The organism is Actinoalloteichus caeruleus, from assembly GCF_049311605.1.
Classification (GTDB): Bacteria; Actinomycetota; Actinomycetes; order Mycobacteriales; family Pseudonocardiaceae; genus Actinoalloteichus_B; species Actinoalloteichus_B caeruleus.
This window is the reverse complement of sequence record NZ_CP186005.1, coordinates 2,971,343-2,988,656: the sequence shown is the minus strand read 5'-3', so window position 1 is coordinate 2,988,656 and position 17,314 is coordinate 2,971,343. Positions and strand designations below refer to the sequence as shown.

The following is a 17,314-nucleotide window of genomic DNA, read 5'->3' as shown; positions in this document are numbered from 1 at the left end:
CCTCCGGCGTCACCGCGTCCGCCCCGGCGGCTGGGGCGCGGTCCTCCCAGGACGGGGGCGCGGACCGCGTTCCCCCGTCGAGCACCGACCGTGCCGGTCGAGTGGCGAGCGGCGGACCGGCGTCGCGACGCTGTTCCGGGTCGTCACCCCACCGACCCCCCGGCCGGCGCGCACCGCGCGGCTACCCGCCCGAGGCCCTGACGTCCACCGAGCCCCGGGTCCCCCACGAGCTGATCCGCCAACAGGTGGCGAGCGCGTACAGGTACATCGGGCGGAGCACCACGACCCGCCAGACTGCGACGAGGGGCGAGAGCACGAACAACCCGACGGTGAACCGCCACGTGTCGTCCGACCGGCGAAGCGTGAACAGCCGCAGCGCCATCAGGTAGTGCATGACCAAGGCGATCACGAGGGTGATGAGCAGGACCTCACCGAGGCGGTCCTCCCGGGCCGCTCCGACGACGAGGGCCACGGGGATCAGCACGGACAGCGCGATGTGCAGGTACTCGGCGACGGTGGTCACGAACACGACACCGGTCACGGGCATGTACCGCAGCCACCAGAAGTGCCGCACCGTGGTCCCCCGCATCCAGCGCATCTGCTGCCTGATGTAGTGCCGCAACCGTTCCGGCGCCAGGGTGAAGACGATGGCGGAGGGCTGGTGGACGGTGTCGCCCTCCAGCAGGGCGTACATCGTCAACATGGAGTCGTCGTTCATCTGCATCGGCCGGCCTCGGAACGTCTCGTTCTCGTAGACGCCGGCGTGGCGGCGGATCACGTCGGCCCGGTAGAAGGCCAGGGTGCCGGAGTTGATGGTGACCCGGCGGAGAACGGACTGCGCGCTGCGCAGGCCCCGGGTGAACGGCAGGTACAGCAGGCAGATCATCCTGGTCAACACGTTTGCCCTGGTGTTGAGGACGGCGACCAGGCCGGCGACGGACTTCACCCCGGGGTCGGCGAAGGGTTTGAGGCCCTCCCGGACGGCGTGCGCGTCCAGCACGGAATCACTGTCCAGGGTGACGAAGATGTCCGCGTCGTCGTGGGCGAGGACGTGCATCTGCGCCCACCGCTTCCCCCGGTTCTCGGTCCGGTCCCAGCTGGCCTCGACTCCCCGGGCGGCCGCCTCGGCGAGGAAGCTCCGCCGGACCCTGCGGTAGGTCTGGCCACGCCCGGTGGCCGGGTCCATCGACCCGTCGTCCACGACCCGGATCCGGTCGACGGGCCGGCTCTGGTCCAACACCGATCGGAGGCAGGCGCGCAGCGCCGCCTCGTCCTCGTTGTAGACGGGGATCTGGACGGTGACCGTCAACTGGTCCAACTCGTGCTGCTGGTCGGCGGTGGCCCGGAACGGACGTTCGAACCAGGCCAGCGGAACCCACCAGAGCAGGAGGAACGAGATCAGCCAGGCGAACGCCAGCTGGTTGGTGGATGCGGAGAAGGCGTTCGTCACCGACACCAGGTGCGTCGTCGTCCAGACCACGAAGAAGACCAGTGGGGCGGCCGCCAGCAGCGTCCGGGCCCGCAACCCCACGAACGTCGCCGTCGGCGGCCGCATCGTCCCTCCCCGTCACGGGTCGGAGGGTGTCTTGCCTGGGCGGAACGCGAACCGGATGACCAGTGCCCCGGTCAGGACCAGGGCGAGGGCCAGCAGTACCAGCCAGAGCTGGCCGAGGACGACGCCACCGAGCGTCACCCCGGTTCCGGTGGCCGCCAACGATCCGTAGGGCATGGCTCCCCCTCGCGGGTCGGGTGCGCTGCCTGTCACCTGTTCACGCCTCTGTATAGCCGGGGCTCGCGATGACCGCACCCGTGACCGCGGCGGACCGCCACCGCTGGTCGAGGAGTTCCCTCGGGTATCAGCGGGCGGGCGGCGCGCACCTCGCGAGTGGTGCCGAACGCCGGGGAGCAGCCGTCGGGCAGGGCGGGAGGCGCATCCGCGACGGACGACGGCGCGGGGTCGCGCCTCGGCGCGATCGACCCCCGCTGACCCAGGGTTACCCCCCTTGTGGGTGCGTGTCGGCCTGGGCCGGTTCCGGGGACCCAGCGAACCGCCACGCCCCACAGGCCCCAGCGACATCACCCGCCGCACGAGGTGCCGCCTCGACCTACCCGGCAAGGCGCTCGGCCCGGCGGGGCGGGCACGTCTGGTGGCCGCCCCGCCGGTGCGCGTCGCAGCGTCAGGCGCGGGCCTCCCGCCGACGGCGCTGCTCGTCCGGGTCCGGCACCGGTGCGGCGGCGAGCAGTGCCCTGGTGTACTCGTGGCTCGGCTCGGCCAGCACCGCTCCGGTCGGCCCGGACTCGACGATCTCGCCGCGCCGCATCACGGCGACGTGACTGGTCAGCATCTCCACGACCGCCAGGTCGTGGCTGATGAACAGGCAGGCGAAGCCCAATCGCCGTTGCAGGTCGACGAAGAGCCGCAGCACGTTGGCCTGCACCGACACGTCCAGCGCACTGGTGGGCTCGTCGGCGATCAGCAGCTTGGGCTCCAGTGCCAGCGCCCGCGCGATGCTGACCCGCTGCCGCTGCCCGCCGGACAGTTCGTGCGGGTACCGGACGTGCATGTCGGCGCGCAGGGACACGCTCTCCAACAGCTCGGCCACCCGGTCCCGCAGCCCGGCCCCCCGGCTCACCCGGTGCATCCGCAGGGGTTCCGCGATGGACTCGCCGATCGTCATCCGAGGGTTCAGCGACGAGGCGGGATCCTGGAACACGATGCTGAAGTCGCGGCGCAGCGGACGCAGCCGCCGCGCCGACAGGGCGGTGATGTCGTGCCCGGCGACCCGCACGGTGCCCGAGGTCGGCCGCTGCAGGCCGGCGGCGCACCGCCCGACCGTGGACTTGCCCGACCCCGACTCCCCGACGAGCCCGACCACCTCGCCGGCGCCCACGGTCACCGACACCTCGCGCACCGCCCGCACCTGGTGGTACTCGACGACCAGGTCCCGCAGTTCCAGTGCCGGCGGGACGTCCACCACGTCGGCGGTGGCGGCCCGCCCGCCGGCGCGGGGCGTGGTCACCACCGGAGCTCCGCGCCGGGTCGGCGGGGTAGCCGCGTCCTCGTGGGCCACCTCGGGCTCGCCCGTGCCGGGCTCGGCCACCCCGGGCTCGACCACCTGGGGTGAGGGCTCCGTCCCACCGCTCGCCGGCTCCGGTGCGGCCGGGGAGGGCCGCTCCGCACCGGTGGCGGTGTCCGCGCCCGCCGCCCCCGGGCCGTCCGACCTCGGTCGCCCGAGGTGGGGGACGGCGGCGAGGAGGGTGGCGGTGTACTCGTGCCGTGGTGCGGTGAGGACCTGACGGACGTCACCCCGTTCGACGACCTGCCCGTCCCGCATCACCACCACCCGGTCGGCGATGTCGGCGACGACGCCCATGTCGTGGGTGATCAGGACGATCGCGGTACCCAGCCGCCGGCACAGGTCACGCAGCAGGTCCAGGATCTCGGCCTGCACGGTGACGTCCAGGGCGGTGGTGGGTTCGTCGGCGACCAGCACCCTCGGGTCGCACGCCACCGCCATCGCGATCATGACCCGCTGCCGCTGCCCGCCGGACATCTGGTGGGGGTAGGAGTCGAGGCGACGGGCCGCCTCGGGGATGCCGACGAGTTCCAGGAGTTCCCTGGACCGTTCCCGGGCCGCCGCCCGCGACAGCCCACGGTGCTCGCGCAGCACCTCCCCCAACTGCCACCCCACGGTGAACACCGGGTTCAACGAGGTCATCGGCTCCTGGAAGATCATGGCGATCTCGTTGCCCCGGAGCGCCCGCAACCGCCGCTCGGGCATCCCGACCAGCTCCTCGCCGGCGAGGGTCGCCGAACCCGTGACGGTGGCGCTCGGCGGGAGCAGCCCCAGCAGCGACATCGCGCTGACGCTCTTGCCGGAACCCGACTCCCCCACGACGGCGAGGACCTCACCGGGGCGGACGTCGAAACCGACACCCGTGGTGGCCCGCACGGGCCCGTCCTCGGTGCGGAAACCGACGGAGAGGTCGGTCAGCCGCAGCACCGGCTCCACCTCGGCCGCCTCCTCGTGGGCGGTTCCACTGGCTGTCGTGCTCATCGGCGGTGTCCCTTCGGATCCAGTGCGTCGCGCAACCCGTCGCCGAGCAGGTTGAACGCCAGCGTGGCCGCGACGATCACCAGGCCGGGGAACAGGGCGAGCCAGGGTGCCTGCGCGAAGAACGGCTGGGCGCTGGAGAGCATCACGCCCAGCGACGGTGTCGGCGGCTGGACACCCAGGCCCAGGAACGACAGCACGGCCTCGCCGAGGATCGCCGCCGGGATGCCCACCGTCACCTGGATGAGCAGGGCGTTGACCGAGTTGGGCAGGATGTGCCGGAACAGGATCACGCCGTCGTGGGCGCCGCCCGCGACGGCGGCGTCGATGTAGTTCTCGTTGGCCAGCCGCAACGTCTCCCCCCGCATCACCCGGATGATGTTGGGAACCTGCGACACCCCGATCGCGATCGCCGCGTTCAGCAGCGAGGGTCCCAGGATCGCGGCCAGGCCGACCGCCAGCACCAGGAACGGGAAGGCCAACATCGTGTCGGTCAGCCGGGAGACCACGGGATCGACGAAGCGGCGGTAGTAGCCGGCGGCCAGTCCGAGCGGAACCGCCACGACGACGGCGAGCAGGACCGCGAGGACCCCGACGAACAGGGAGGACCGCAGTCCGAACAGGACGCGGGACAGCTGGTCCCGGCCGAACTCGTCGGTGCCCAACCAGGCCGCCGCCGACGGCTGCTCCCGGAGGCGGTCGAAGTCGACCGCGGCCGGGTCGGCCGGTGCGAGCAGCGGAGCGAGGGCCGCGGCGAGCACCAGCAGGACCACCAGGACCAGGCCGACCATGCCGGCGGGGTTCCGGCGCAGCCTGCGCAGCGCACGGCGACGCTGGCTCCTGCCGGCTCCGGCGCCGGAGGTCGGGGTCCCGGCGTGGACGTCGGTCGTCATCGTGCGCCTCCCTGCACCCGGATCCGCGGGTCGACCACCGAATACAGCAGGTCGACGACGAGGTTCACCAGGATGTATCCGACGGCGGTGACCATCACGGTCGCCTGGATCACCGGGAAGTCCCGGGTGAAGACGGACTCGACCATGAGCCGCCCGAAGCCGGGCAACACGAAGATCTGCTCGGTCACCACTGTTCCCGAGATCAGCGCGCCGAGTTGCAGGCCGAGGATCGTGAGCACGGTGATCAGGCTGTTCCGCAGCGCGTGGGCCACCACGCGGCGCGGGGTCATGCCCTTGGCCCGCGCGGTGCGGACGTAGTCCGAACTCAACGCCTCGATCATCGACGACCTGGTCTGCCGGAGGATGATCGCCGCGAGCCCGGTGCCGAGGACGATCGCGGGCATCACCATGCTGGCGAGGTTGCCGGCCGGGGACTCGAAGAACGGCACGTACCCGGAGGCCGGCAGCCACCCGAGTGCCACGGCGAAGACGAGGATTCCCATCAGACCCAACCAGAAGTTGGGCACCGAGAGCCCCAGCAGCGCGACCCCGTTGGCGAGCCAGTCGGTGGGCCGGCCCTGCCGCACGGCGGCGGCCACTCCGGCGAGCACCCCCACGAGCGCGGCGACGAGCAGGCTCAGCGCGGCCAGTTCGAGGGTCGCCGGCAGCCGGGTGAGGATGGTCTCCGACACCGGCATGCCGGTCCGGATCGACTCACCGAAGTCCCACCGCAGCATCTGACCGATCCAGGTGAGGTACTGCAGCGGCCAGGCCCGGTCGAAACCGTACTGCTCGTTGATGGCGGCCACGGTCTCCGGGGAGGGGTCGTCACCGGCCAGGAGCAGGGCCGGGTCACCCGGCATCGCCCGGACTCCGGCGAAGATCACCACGGAGACCAGGAACAGCGTCACCAGGGACTGGAGCAGCCGGTTCAGCAGGTAGCGTCCCATGTCACCCCTCACCGCCCTCGGCGACGAAACCGGCCTCCCGGAAACGCATCAACCCGTCCGGGTACACGCGGACACCGGCGAGGTCGGTGCTGTGCGCGGCGTAGAGCCGTTCCCGGTACAGGTAGATGATGTTGTTGAAGTCGCGCAGCCGAGGCACGAGTTCGGAGTACAGGTCCCGACGCCGCTCCGGATCGGTCTCCTCGGCGGCCTCGCGGATCAGCTCGTCGGTCTCCGGCGTGAAGTGGCCGCTGTAGTTGTTCGCGCCGCTGCGCACGTGGAACGACCCGATGTTGCCGTCGGGGTCGGGTCGACCGGACCAGCCGGAGATGTAGGTCTGGAAGTTCCCGGACTGGGCTTCGGCGATGCTGGCGGCGAACTCGGTGGGGCGGAGCCGGACCTGGAACCCGGCCTCGGCGGCCATCGCCTGGATGACCTGCCCGAGCCGCAGGGTGAGCGGTTCGTTGCTGATCATCAGTTCGACGGGGACGGGGGTCTGGACCCCCGCCTCGGCGAGCAGTTCCCTGGCCCGGTCCGGGTCGTGCTCCGGGCAGGCCTGCGTCTCCTCCGTGGCGAACTCGCTGGAGGGCGGGATGGGTCCGCAGGCGGGTTGGTGGAGCCCGCTGAACACGACCTCGTTGATGGTGTCGCGGTCCAACGACAGCGCCAGCGCCTGCCTCACCCTGGGGTCCTCGGCGAGCGGGCCCTCGACCTGGCCGGGTTCGGCGGTGTTGCCGTCGGTGTTCATCACGTTCACGCTCATGCCCATGTACTGGATGGAGGGCTGGATGAGCAGTGTGAGGCCGTCCTCGTTGGACACCGCGGGCAGGTCGTCCGGGGAGACCTTCCACATCGCGTCGAGCTGGCCGGACCGCAGGTTCGCCAACCTGATGGTCGGGTCCGGGATGGGCCGGTAGACGATCCGGTCGAGGTTGACCAGGTCGGCGTCGTAGTAGTGCTCGCTGCGCTCCACGACGATCCGGTCCTGCGCCACCCGTTCGACGAAGTGGAAGGGTCCGACGCAGACGGGGGCCTGCCCGAAGTCCTCGCCGAGTTCGTCGAGGGCGGTCGGGGACAGGATCATGCCGGCGCGGTCGGCGAGCATCGAGGTGAGGGGCGCGTAGGGCCGGTGGAGCCGCAGCCGGACGGTGTCGGCGTCGACGACCTCGACGGAGCGGACGCTCTCCAGCTCGGTGGCCCGGCGGGACGCGGGCATCTCCCGGTGCCGGTCCAGGCTCCGCTTCACCGCGTGGGCGTCGAGTGCGGTGCCGTCGTTGAACAGCAGGTCGCGCCGCAGCGGGATGGTGACGTCGAGCCCGTCGTCGGAGATCTCGGGCAGGTCGGCCGCCAGTTGCGGGACGATCTCCAGGTTCTCCCCGACGTCGTAGAGCTTCTCGCAAACGCTCGTGTAGACCTGGCGACCGACGAGGGTGCTGGACAACGTGGGGTCGAGTGCGTCGGGGTCGGCGTCGAGCGCCACCGAGATCTCCCCGCCCTTCCGGACGGGCAGGTCGACTCCGCTGCGCTCCTCGTTGACGACCGTCTGCGGCTCGACCAGCGGAGCGCAGCCGCCGAGCACGAGTCCGGCCGTGGTGACGACCCCCAGGGTCCGCCATCGGCCGGGACGCCCGTTCGGGCTTGACCAGGGCACGCGCCCCTCACCTCACTTTCCGTTCCGTCGTTCGGCCCGTACCACCGGGGCGCCGGGGGCCACGGGCCGAACGTCCTGTCTGCCTGTTCTCCGGCGGTCAGCGCCCCACCGCGTAGCCCTGCATCCCCCGGGGGTTGCCACCGGCGAGCAGCACGCCGGTCTCCGGGTCCCGGGCCACGGCGCACAGCCGGCCCTCGGACCAGGGGCCGCCGACGGTGACGTCGTGGCCCCGTCGGCGGAGCTCGGCGATGGCCGCCTCACCGAGGCGGGACTCGACGGTGACGCTGCCGGGCCGCATCCCCCGGGGGTAGAAGGAGCTGGGGAAGCTGTCGGTGTGCCAGTTCGGGGCGTCGATGGCGCCCTGCAGGTCCAGCCCGCCCCGCACCGGCCGCCGCAGCGCGACGGCGAGGAAGAAGTGCAGGCTCCACTGGTCCTGCTGGTCGCCACCCGGCGTGCCGAAGGCCATGACCGGCACGTCGTCCCGCAGCGCGAGGGAGGGGGTGAGGGTGGTGCGGGGGCGCCGCCCGGGGGTCAGGGAGTTGGGCAGCCCGGGTTCGAGCCACGCCATCTGGAGCCGGGTCCCGAGTGGGAACCCGAGGCTGGGGACGACCGGGTTGGACTGGAGCCAGCCGCCGCTCGGCGTCGCGGCGACCATGTTGCCCCACCGGTCGACGACGTCGAGGTGGCAGGTGTCGCCCCTGGTGACGCCGGTGTCGGCGACGGTGGGTTCCCCCACGCCCGCTCCGGCGTCGCCGGCGGCGACGTCGGGCACCCCGGCGGCGACCTTGCGCACGTGTTCGCCGAGGACCGGCCGTCGGCCGCCCGGGCTGCCGGGCCGCAGCTCGAACGAGGCGGTCTCCCCGACGAGGGCGCGGCGTTCGGCGTTGTACCCGGGCGAGAGGAGCTCGGCCAGGGGCACCTCCGCGGCATCCCCGTACCAGGCCTCGCGGTCGGCCATCGCGAGTTTGGTGCCCTCGACGAGCACGTGGTGGTAGTCGGGACCGTCATAGGTGAGGTCCTCGGGCAGCAGTGCCAGCTGCTGGAGGAAGGCGGGGCCCTGGCTCCAGGGACCGGCCTTGCACACGGTCCACCCGTTCCACTCGTGGGCGACGGGGTCCTCGTAGCCGACCTCGAAGGCGGCGAGGTCGGAGCCGGTCAGCGTCCCGCCGTGCCGTTCTCCGGAGCTGTCCATGGTGGGGGTGGCGGCCTGTTCGGCCAGCGCCTCGGCGATGAAGCCCTCCCGCCACACGCGGCGCGCCGCCTCGATCTGGGTTTCCCGCCCGGTGCCCGCCGCCTCCGATTCGGCCACCAGACGCCGCCAGGTCGACGCGAGGGCGGGGTTGCGCAGCAGTTCCCCGGGGCGGGGCGACCGTCCGCCCCGCAGGTAGACCTCCGCGGACGTCGTCCACTCGGTCTCGAAGAGCTCGCGGACCGTCTCGACGGTGGCGCCCACCCGGTCGACCGCGGGGTGGCCGTGCTCGGCGTAGCCGATCGCGTACTTCAGGACGTCGGCGAGGCTTCGGGTGCCGTGGTCCCGCAGCAGCACCATCCAGGCGTCGAAGGCGGCGGGCACGGCGGCCGCCAGGGGGCCCGTTCCCGGCACCAGGTCCAGCCCGAGGGACGTGTAGTGCTCGATGGTCGCGCCCTGGGGAGCGGGGCCCTGACCGGCGAGGACCTGGGGGCGCCCTCCGGCGGGCGCGAGGATGATCGGCACCTCACCCGCGGGGCCGTTGAGGTGTGGTTCGACGACGTGGAGCACGAAACCCGCCGCCACGGCGGCGTCGAAGGCGTTGCCGCCGTCCTCGAGCACGGCCATCGCGGAGGCCGAGGCGAGCCAGTGGGTCGAGGACACCATGCCGTGCGTGCCCTGCAGCGTCGGTCTCGTCGTGAACACCTGGTCGGCTCCTTCGTGGTGCGGGGGTGGGGGACGGCTGGTCCACCGAATCGCGCGAACCCGTCCGGTCGGGGGCGGGGTCCGCGTCGTCGAGCATCGCCGGAACACCCCCGCCAAGAACAGGGGTGGGTTCGGGTGCCGCGGACGCCGGCGCCGGTGCCCGTCGGGTCGCGACGGCGTTGGTGCGCTGACGGCTCGGGTGGGGTGGCACCCGTCAGACGTCGTCGTCCGCCGTGTCGGACACCGTTCGCCTCCGGGTGGGCGGCGGGCGCGCCGTCCGGTCGGCGTCGCGGGCCACCGGAACCGTGCGCGGGGTCTCCGATCACGTGTTCCCACATCCCGTAGCGGACTCGACACCGACTGGATTGGTACATTGGTAGGACCAGTTGGCGAGCGAGCGTACTCCACTTCGGGGCGGTTCCGAAGAGCCAACAGCAGACGGATTACCGACCTGTCAGCGCTCTGTTACGGCGAGGTTGCGCCGCGCCGGGGGACGGTAGCGTCCGGCGCACCGGTCAACTCTGGGGGAGCGTGAGGATGGACTGGCACCGCTTGCGGCGCCCGAGCCTGTCGAGGCCGGACACCCTGGCCATCGACATCGAACGCCTGATCCTGACCGGAAGCCTCCGGCCGGGTGACCGGGTGCCGGCGGAGCGCGAACTGGCCGAGGCCCTGGGGGTGTCCCGGGGCTCGGTCCGCGAGGCGCTGCGGGACCTGGCCTCGCGGGGTCTGGTCGCGCGCCGGCCCGGTTCCGGCACCGTGGTCCTCGACCCGACGGCGAGCCGCTTCGGGGAGGTGTTGGCCTCGGGCCTGGACGCCGACCGGATCGAGCTGCTCCAGGTCATGGAGGTGCGGGCGTGCGTGGAGCCGCCGGTGGCGGCGCGGGCGGCGCTGCGGGCCACCCCGGCCAACGTCGCCCAGCTCGCGGGTCTGGTGGACGAGATGACCCGGGACCCCACGCCCGCGGGGTTCGCCGATCTCGACCGCACCTTCCACCGGGCGATCGCCCAGTACACGCACAACCCGCTGCTGGTGCGACTGCTGGACCGCGTCCACGAGATCACCGAGGCGAGCAGGGACGAGTCCCTCGTGTCGGCGGCGCGGCGCCGGTCCTCCATCGAGGAGCACCGGGAGATCCTGCGGGCGATCGAACGGCACGATCCGGAGGGCGCGAGCGCCGCCACCGCCGCCCACATCGACTCGGTGCTGCGCCGGATCACCGCCAACGCCGGGGATGCCGACCCGGTGCCGTCCGGCTCCTGACCGGCGAGGAGGTCGCACGGGGACGCGGGCGCCCTGCGCACCGCGCGGGTCCGACCGGTGACCGGTGTGGGTCACCGGCCCGTTCGTCGTCGGGACGCGTCACCGCCGCTGCGGTGGGGCGGACGCTCCGCCGCCTGCCCGGAAGACCCCGGGCGAGCGGGTGACCGTCCGCCGGCGGAACGGCGGCCGGATGTGGGTGGTGGGCCGGTGCGCCGTGGCCGGGTGGTGGTCGGAGCGCCCCGCACCGGTAGCGTTAGTTTCATTTGCCACTGAAGCGGCGAATTAGATTGATGGTTTCGGACCCCCTCCCCTGGGACGGCCCGCTCCAGCGCGTCCGGCCAGCGCGAACCGACCACCGCGTCCCGGCGCCCGGAACGCGCCGCGCGCGAGCCGCCCTGGGCGGGCAGCGGCGGCGGCGACGCCCTCGGTGGAGCGGCGCCGGGGAGCCGGTCAGCGCGGAGGGTGCTCGGCGAAGAACGAGACCAACTCGGCGTTGACCGCCTCCGGTCGCTCCAGGTACCCGTAGTGGCCGGAGTCCGCCAGCTCGACGTACCGGGCGGCCGGAATGGCGTCGGCGACCTCGCGGCAGAGGTGCGGCGGGAGGACGAGGTCGTCGGCGAAACCGATCACCAGCGTGGGCGTGGTGATCGACCGGTAGGCGGCCAGCCGATCCGGGATGATGTCGAGGTCCAACTGCGCCCGGTAGCCCTTGGAGTGTTCGGCGGGCACCATCTCGAAGATGTCCAGCCAGTCCTGGCACTTCTGGTCGTCGTTCAGGGTTGCCGGTGAGAGCACCTGCATGGCGCGGATCGAGGCCGCGTAGCGGGCCGGCAGCTCGGCTCCGCTGTCGACCTGCTCCCGCTCGGCCAGGGCGGCGAACCGCCGCATGGCATCGGTGCGTCCTCGCGTCGCCATCAGCACCGCCTGGCTCGCCAGGTCGGCCCGGGTCACGAGGAGTTCCTGCACGACATGGGCTCCCATCGAGGTCCCCACCAGCCGGCAGGGCCCGAGCCGCAGGTGCTCGACGAGCCCGACGGTGTCGGCCACCAGGTCTTCGACGGTGAACCCGACCAGGTCCCGGGTGCTGGGCGAACTCCCCCGGTTGTCGAAGGTGATGACCCGGTAACCCGCCGCCACCAGGGCGGGCACCTGGTGCAGGTGCCACGCTCGCCCGCTGGAACCGGACCCCATGACGAGCACGACGGGCTCACCGTGGCCCACATCCTCGTACGGGACGCTGATGCCGTTGATGTCCGCGGTCGGCATGTCCTACCCCTGTCTGTCGTGATCTCGTCGGCGGGCGTGGGCTCGGTGGCGGCGGGTCGACGTGGCTGCGTCGACCGCTCGGTCGGTCGGGAGGTCAGCTCGTCAGGGCGTCGGTGACCGCGAGGGCGTCGTCGAGGGCCTTGAGCCCCAGCGCCAGCTCCTCCTCGCTGATCACCAGCGGCGGCGCGATGTGCAGCCTGTTCATGTTCACGAACGGCCAGACCCCGTTCTCCCGCACCGCCGCCGCCAGCTGGTTCATCGGGGCCGCGGCGACCCCGCTGGCGTTGAACGGCACGAGGGGCTCCCGCGTCTCCCTGTCCCGCACCAACTCCACCGCCCAGAACAGGCCTCGCCCGCGCACGTGCCCGACGGAGGGGTGGCGCTCGGCGAGCTCCCGCAGCGCCGGTTCGACGACCTCCGAGCCCAGGCGCCGCACCCGGCGCAGCAGGTCGGTCTCCTCGAACACCTCGATGGAGGCGACCCCGGCGGCGCAGGCGAGTGGATGACCCGAGTAGGTCAGTCCTCCCGGGTAGGCCCGGTCGGTGAACGTGCCGGCGATCCGCCGGGAGATGACCACGCCGCCCAGCGGGACGTAACCGGAGTTCACCCCCTTCGCGAAGGTGATCAGGTCGGGGACGACGTCCCAGGCGTCCACCGCGAACCACTCCCCGACCCGGCCGAACCCCACCATCACCTCGTCCGAGATGAGCAGGATGCCGTGCCGGTCGCAGAGTTCCCGCACTCCCGCCAGGTACCCCGGCGGGGGGACGAGCACGCCGTTGGTACCCACGACCGGTTCGAGCAGGACGGCGGCGACCGTGTCCGGCCCCTCGAACTGGATGACCTCGGCGAGGTGGCGGAGCGCGCGGTCGCTCTCCTCCTCCTCCGTGGTGGCGTGGAAGGCGGACCGGTAGAGGTGCGGGCCGAAGAAGCGGGCCACGCCGGGCACACCCGGCTCGTTCGCCCACCGCCTCGGGTCGCCGGTCAGCGTGATGGAACCGGCCGTCGCCCCGTGGTAGGAGCGGTAGGCGGAGAGGATTTTGTGGCGGCCGGTGTGCAGCCTGGCCATCCGCACCGCGTGCTCGACGGCCTCCGTGCCCCCGTTGGTGAAGAACACGGCGTCGAGGTCGCCCGGCGCGCGTTCCGCGATCAGGCGGGCCAGGGTGGACCGCGTCTCGTTGCCGAACTGCGGTGCCACGGTGCAGAGCCGCTCGGCCTGGTCCCGGATGGCGGCCACGAGCCGGGGGTGCCGGTGGCCGAGGTTCAGGTTGACCAGTTGGGAGGCGAAGTCCAGGTACCGGTTCCCGTCGTGGTCCCAGAACCAGCACCCCTCGCCCCCGGCGATGGACAGCGGGTTCACCGCCCCTTGCGCCGACCAGGAGTGGAAGACGTGGTCGCGCTCGGTGGCGAGGGTCTCGGCGGCGTCGCTCATGCCCTTGCGGCCCCTATCTCTCGGTGTCGTGGACGTCGGTGTCCGGCGTGAGGTGGTCCGGTCACGCCGGATACCGCTCCCAGTGTGCCCCGAAGATCATCCGCTCGTCCGGGACGGCCGGGGCGATGGGCCTGGAGACCGTCGTGTGGTTGAGGAAGTGGCGCCAGGTGACGTTGCCGGACACACTTCCGCCACCCCAGCTCCCGCTGGACAACGTCGTCGTGAACGGTACTCCGTTGTCGAAGCTGCCGGTGTTGGACATCGTGGACTGGTTCACCGCGACCCGGCAGGTTTCGATCTGCTCGGCGAGTCTGCGGACGCGGTCGTCACGGGAGCTGTGGATGCCGCAGCTGTGCCCCCGACCGCACCGGTGGAGGATGCTCCCGACGAGCCGGACCGCTTCGTCGAAGTCGCGGTAGGTCGCCACGGTGAGCAGCGGCGAGATCTTCTCGCGCAACACCGGACTGTCCCGCTCGGGGTCAGCGCAGGGCAGGACGAGCACGGTCACCTTGTCCGGCTCCTCGAGCCGGATCCCGGCCTCGCGGGCCAGCTCGGCCGGGGTTCGCCCGATCGCATCCCTGTTGAGGGTGTGGTCGTCCGGCCACAACAGGGTGCGGAGCGCACGGGCCTCGCCGTCGTCACACAGGTGGGCTCCACGTCCGGCGAGTTCGGCCCGGAACCGGTCGGCGACCTCGTGGTGGACGAGGACGTTGCTCTCGGAGGAGCAGGAGGTGCCGTTGTTGAACCCAGCCCCGCTGGCGATCAGCTCCGCCGCCGACGCCAGGTCCGCCGTCTCGTCGACGATCACCGTGGCGTTGCCCACTCCCGCGCCGATGGCGGGCGTGCCGCTCAGGTACGCGCGGCGAACCGTGCCGGCGCCGCCGACGGCCACGACGTAGTCCGCCGCTGCCATCAACTCCTCGGCCTGGGCGCGTCCCGGCTCCTCCAGGCACTGGACGAGGTCGACCGGGGCTCCGACCGCGGCGAGGGCGGCGCGCATGATCCCGACCGTCGCGAGGGAGGCGGAGCGCGCCCTCGGGTTGGGGCTGAAGACCACCGCGTTGCGGGTCTTGAGCATGGGGAGGGCGTTGCAGACGATGCCGGGGCTCGGGGCGGTGGCCGGGCTCGCCGCCGCGATGACGCCCAGCGGTTTGGCGATGCGCTGGAGCCCGAGTTCCGGCAGGTCCTCGACGAGCCCAACCGTGCGGACGCCGTGCAGGTCCCTCAGCACGCCGAGGACGCGCCGCCGCTGCATCAGGTACAGGTGTTCCGGATCGCCGAGCCGTGTCTCCTCGTGGCCGAGGGTGGCCAGTTGCCGGGCGTTGTCCTCGCGGTAGCAGTGCCAGCCCACGGCGACGACCGCCTCGTCCACGCGTTCCTGGCTCCAGAACGCGACCTCCGACTGGGCGGCTCGGGCGCGCCGGACGGTTTCCTGTACCACCTCGCTGATCATGTGCCTGATCTCCTACCCCTGCCGCGGGATCGCGATTTCCGGTGAACGCACACCCTTGCGTGGTTCCAGGGCGGTTCCGGCAACGCAACCTCCCGGCCAGGGGTGTCCAGTCAACGGTGGTCCAACCTATGCACGCGGGCGGGCGGGGAAAACCACCTTTGCCCTGATTGAAAAATCAGCTGGCGAGGGGTACCAGGAGAGCGGCGCGCCGCGCGTCGAACCGGACTGGTCCCACCGCGGCCGGGGAAGCCGTCGGCGGCGGTGGGCCTGGCGCCGGGGGCATCGGAGGTTCCTGCCTCCGGGTCCGGCGATCGGCGTGAGCAGCCGGTTCCAGTCGGAACCGGCGCGGTGGGGCATCCCGCCCCGGTCGCCGCTGACGCACGTCGGCGCGCTTGTGGTCGGGACTGGTCTCGTCGGCGGTTCCTCTCCCCGACGAGGATGCGACCAGGACGCGGCACCTCAACTTCGACTGTCGTCAAACCGGCTTGTCGACGGCGGTACCGGCCCCGTACGTTCCCGGGAAATCGCCTCGGTGGATGCCATTCCACCACACGGAATTTCTGCGGCCGGCCGGGGAAGTGCTTCTCCTGCCGACGGGTCCGCGGGACCGGAGGAGAGTCCGTGCACCACGAGCGCGCAGTCGCGCCTCACAGACGGCCAAGGGGATTCAGCAGGTGAAGGCACTTATCTACGCGTTCGGATCGCGGGGCGACATCCAGCCCTACCTGGCGCTGGCGCACGCCCTGACGCGGGCGGGACACGAGGCGGTCCTGTGCGCGAGCGCGAATTGCGAGTCCTACGCGGCGGACTACGGGATCGAGTTCATCCCGCGTGACGACTGGATCGTGAAACTCCAGCTGGAGGACCCGGTGGTCCAGCAGGTGGTGATGACGACCGGTGACGATCTGGCGCAGGTTCCCAAGGACGTGCGCAAGGCAGCGATCCAGAAGCTCAAGCAGGTCCAGGACGAGGTGTTCCCGCGCCTCCTCAAGGACATGTCGGACGGTGCCGCCGCGGCGGGAGACGTGGACGTGGTGATCCACCCGCACAACCCGTTGGATCACGGTCACCAGATCGCGGAGAAACTCGGTGTTCCCTCGGTGATCGCGGCGTTGCACCCCCACTTCGTCCCCTCGGGTGACTACAACAGCCAGTTGCTCAAGCCAGGCCGCACGCGGTCGCCGTGGGTGAACCGCCTCAGCCACCGGCTCGTGCCGTTCTTCCAGCAGAAGAAGAAGGACATCGAAGCCTGGCGGCGGGAGACCCTGGGGCTCCCACCTCGGAAGGGACAGCACAACCGCCTCGTGCGGGCGGATGGGCAACCCGTGACCGTGCTGCACGGCTTCAGCCCGCACGTGATCACTCCGTCGGCCGACTGGCCGGAGACCGTACACAACACCGGGTTCTGGTTCCTCCCCGCGAAGCCCGACTGGTCGCCGCCCGCCGAACTCGTGGACTTCCTGGAGGCCGGGGAGAAGCCGGTGTTCGTCGGCTTCGGGAGCCTGCGGAAGGGCGAACCGGCCGACCGGGGCAAGATCGTGATGGACGCGATCCGCGCCAGCGGTCACCGCGCGATCGTGGGCACGGGATGGGGTGGGTTGGAGATCACCGATCCTCCGGAGAACGTGCTGGTCCTCGACGAGGTGCCCTACGACTGGCTGTTCCCCAGGGTACGAGCCGCGGTGCACGCGGGCGGTACCGGCACCATGAACGCGGCTCTGGTCGCCGGCGTACCCCAGGTCGCCTGCCCGTTCCACCTGGAACAGTTGTACTGGGCCGACCTGGCCCATTCCCACGGCGTGTCGACTCCTCCGATCCGGCAGAGCAAGTTGGACGTTCCCACCCTGGCGGCCGCGATCCGGCAGGCCACGTCGGACGCGTCCCTGGCGGAGAACGCCAGCAGGCTCGCGGAGAAGCTGCGGGGTGAGGACGGGACGGCGACGGCCGTGCGCGTCCTCGAGCAGGTGCACGCGCGCCACCGGGCGGCGTCCGCCCTCTGATCGTCACGCCTGGACCAGCGATGGTCCAGGCGTTTCTCTCTTCTCCGCCCAGCCGGGTCGAGACCGGAGATGGCTCCCCGCTCCGCTGGGTCGAGATGATCCCACCCGCCTGAGGAGACCTCGCGGGCTCACCGCGACGGCGCCGCCCGCGATCGCCGCATCGAACCTCCGCCGCCATCGCACCTCACCGCGTCACCGCCACGGTCGGTGTGGGTCCCGCCTTCTCACGGCCCTCGGGGTGGATGTCGTGGCCACGAGCGCACCGCGACCGGTACTCCTCCTCCCCTCGAGCGGACCCGCCCGCCCTGATGTCCGTCGTGTCCGGGCGGGGCTTCCGGTCCTCGGGCCAGGGCGCCACGCGCTCGCGACGGCGCCTCCGCCGTTCCGGGGGACCCGCACGAGGGTGACCAGGTGAGGAACGGGCGGCGTGCGGTGCCCCCGCCGCTCGCCCGCTCCTGAA

12 protein-coding genes are annotated in these 17,314 nt (G+C 71.9%); 2 read left to right on the top strand and 10 right to left on the bottom strand.

The window, feature by feature from the left end; all coding sequences use genetic code 11:
• Positions 1 to 181: 181 nt before the first annotated feature.
• The 7 genes from ACOJVX_RS12170 to ACOJVX_RS12140 form a co-directional block, all read right to left on the bottom strand.
• On the bottom strand, positions 182 to 1,555 hold the full coding sequence (locus ACOJVX_RS12170; protein WP_418153326.1) for a glycosyltransferase: 1,374 nt from the start codon (positions 1,553 to 1,555) through the stop codon (positions 182 to 184).
• A 12-nt stretch (positions 1,556 to 1,567) separates the two neighbouring features.
• Complete coding sequence (locus ACOJVX_RS12165; protein WP_155886256.1) at positions 1,568 to 1,765, bottom strand: hypothetical protein; 198 nt, start codon at positions 1,763 to 1,765, stop codon at positions 1,568 to 1,570.
• A gap of 412 nt (positions 1,766 to 2,177) precedes the next feature.
• On the bottom strand, positions 2,178 to 4,058 hold the full coding sequence (locus ACOJVX_RS12160; protein WP_103056771.1) for an ABC transporter ATP-binding protein: 1,881 nt from the start codon (positions 4,056 to 4,058) through the stop codon (positions 2,178 to 2,180).
• Positions 4,055 to 4,948, bottom strand: a complete 894-nt coding sequence (locus ACOJVX_RS12155; protein ID WP_026420330.1) for an ABC transporter permease — start codon at positions 4,946 to 4,948, stop codon at positions 4,055 to 4,057. Before ACOJVX_RS12155 ends, ACOJVX_RS12160 begins: the two co-directional genes overlap by 4 nt.
• On the bottom strand, positions 4,945 to 5,898 hold the full coding sequence (locus tag ACOJVX_RS12150) for an ABC transporter permease (protein WP_026420329.1): 954 nt from the start codon (positions 5,896 to 5,898) through the stop codon (positions 4,945 to 4,947). The genes ACOJVX_RS12155 and ACOJVX_RS12150 overlap by 4 nt, the downstream gene beginning before the upstream one ends.
• 1 nt (position 5,899) lies before the next feature.
• Positions 5,900 to 7,546 (bottom strand): ABC transporter substrate-binding protein, encoded by a 1,647-nt coding sequence (locus ACOJVX_RS12145; protein WP_418153323.1) that lies wholly within the window; start codon positions 7,544 to 7,546, stop codon positions 5,900 to 5,902.
• Between the two features lie 97 nt (positions 7,547 to 7,643).
• Entirely contained in the window at positions 7,644 to 9,440 is a 1,797-nt protein-coding gene (locus ACOJVX_RS12140; protein ID WP_030227530.1) for a gamma-glutamyltransferase family protein, read from the bottom strand.
• 537 nt (positions 9,441 to 9,977) lie between these two features.
• Between ACOJVX_RS12140 and ACOJVX_RS12135 the strand changes: the two genes are divergently transcribed.
• On the top strand, positions 9,978 to 10,703 hold the full coding sequence (locus tag ACOJVX_RS12135; RefSeq protein ID WP_418153321.1) for a FadR/GntR family transcriptional regulator: 726 nt from the start codon (positions 9,978 to 9,980) through the stop codon (positions 10,701 to 10,703).
• 450 nt (positions 10,704 to 11,153) lie between these two features.
• Here ACOJVX_RS12135 and ACOJVX_RS12130 read toward each other — a convergent pair whose 3' ends face one another.
• From ACOJVX_RS12130 to ACOJVX_RS12120, 3 genes are all read right to left on the bottom strand, one after another.
• Entirely contained in the window at positions 11,154 to 11,969 is an 816-nt protein-coding gene (locus ACOJVX_RS12130; protein ID WP_418153320.1) for an alpha/beta fold hydrolase, read from the bottom strand.
• Positions 11,970 to 12,063: 94 nt separating this feature from the next.
• Positions 12,064 to 13,401, bottom strand: a complete 1,338-nt coding sequence (locus ACOJVX_RS12125; RefSeq protein WP_103056775.1) for an aspartate aminotransferase family protein — start codon at positions 13,399 to 13,401, stop codon at positions 12,064 to 12,066.
• A gap of 61 nt (positions 13,402 to 13,462) precedes the next feature.
• The gene (locus ACOJVX_RS12120; RefSeq protein ID WP_103056776.1) at positions 13,463 to 14,854 is read right to left on the bottom strand and encodes an aldehyde dehydrogenase family protein; all 1,392 of its coding nucleotides are present in this window, start codon (positions 14,852 to 14,854) and stop codon (positions 13,463 to 13,465) included.
• Between the two features lie 674 nt (positions 14,855 to 15,528).
• Here ACOJVX_RS12120 and ACOJVX_RS12115 point away from each other — a divergent pair.
• Positions 15,529 to 16,854: a glycosyltransferase gene (locus tag ACOJVX_RS12115; RefSeq protein ID WP_016697185.1), complete on the top strand. Its 1,326-nt coding sequence runs from the start codon at positions 15,529 to 15,531 to the stop codon at positions 16,852 to 16,854.
• Positions 16,855 to 17,314 lie beyond the last annotated feature (460 nt).

Bases quoted from the DNA above. Each gene is read 5' to 3' on its own strand.
- ACOJVX_RS12170 (WP_418153326.1), bottom strand. From the start codon at position 1,555: ATGCGGCCGCCGACGGCGACGTTCGTGGGGTTGCGGGCCCGGACGCTG.
- ACOJVX_RS12160 (WP_103056771.1), bottom strand. From the start codon at position 4,058: ATGAGCACGACAGCCAGTGGAACCGCCCACGAGGAGGCGGCCGAGGTG.
- ACOJVX_RS12155 (WP_026420330.1), bottom strand. From the start codon at position 4,948: ATGACGACCGACGTCCACGCCGGGACCCCGACCTCCGGCGCCGGAGCC.
- ACOJVX_RS12150 (WP_026420329.1), bottom strand. From the start codon at position 5,898: ATGGGACGCTACCTGCTGAACCGGCTGCTCCAGTCCCTGGTGACGCTG.
- ACOJVX_RS12135 (WP_418153321.1), top strand. From the start codon at position 9,978: ATGGACTGGCACCGCTTGCGGCGCCCGAGCCTGTCGAGGCCGGACACC.
- ACOJVX_RS12130 (WP_418153320.1), bottom strand. From the start codon at position 11,969: ATGCCGACCGCGGACATCAACGGCATCAGCGTCCCGTACGAGGATGTG.
- ACOJVX_RS12125 (WP_103056775.1), bottom strand. From the start codon at position 13,401: ATGAGCGACGCCGCCGAGACCCTCGCCACCGAGCGCGACCACGTCTTC.
- ACOJVX_RS12120 (WP_103056776.1), bottom strand. From the start codon at position 14,854: ATGATCAGCGAGGTGGTACAGGAAACCGTCCGGCGCGCCCGAGCCGCC.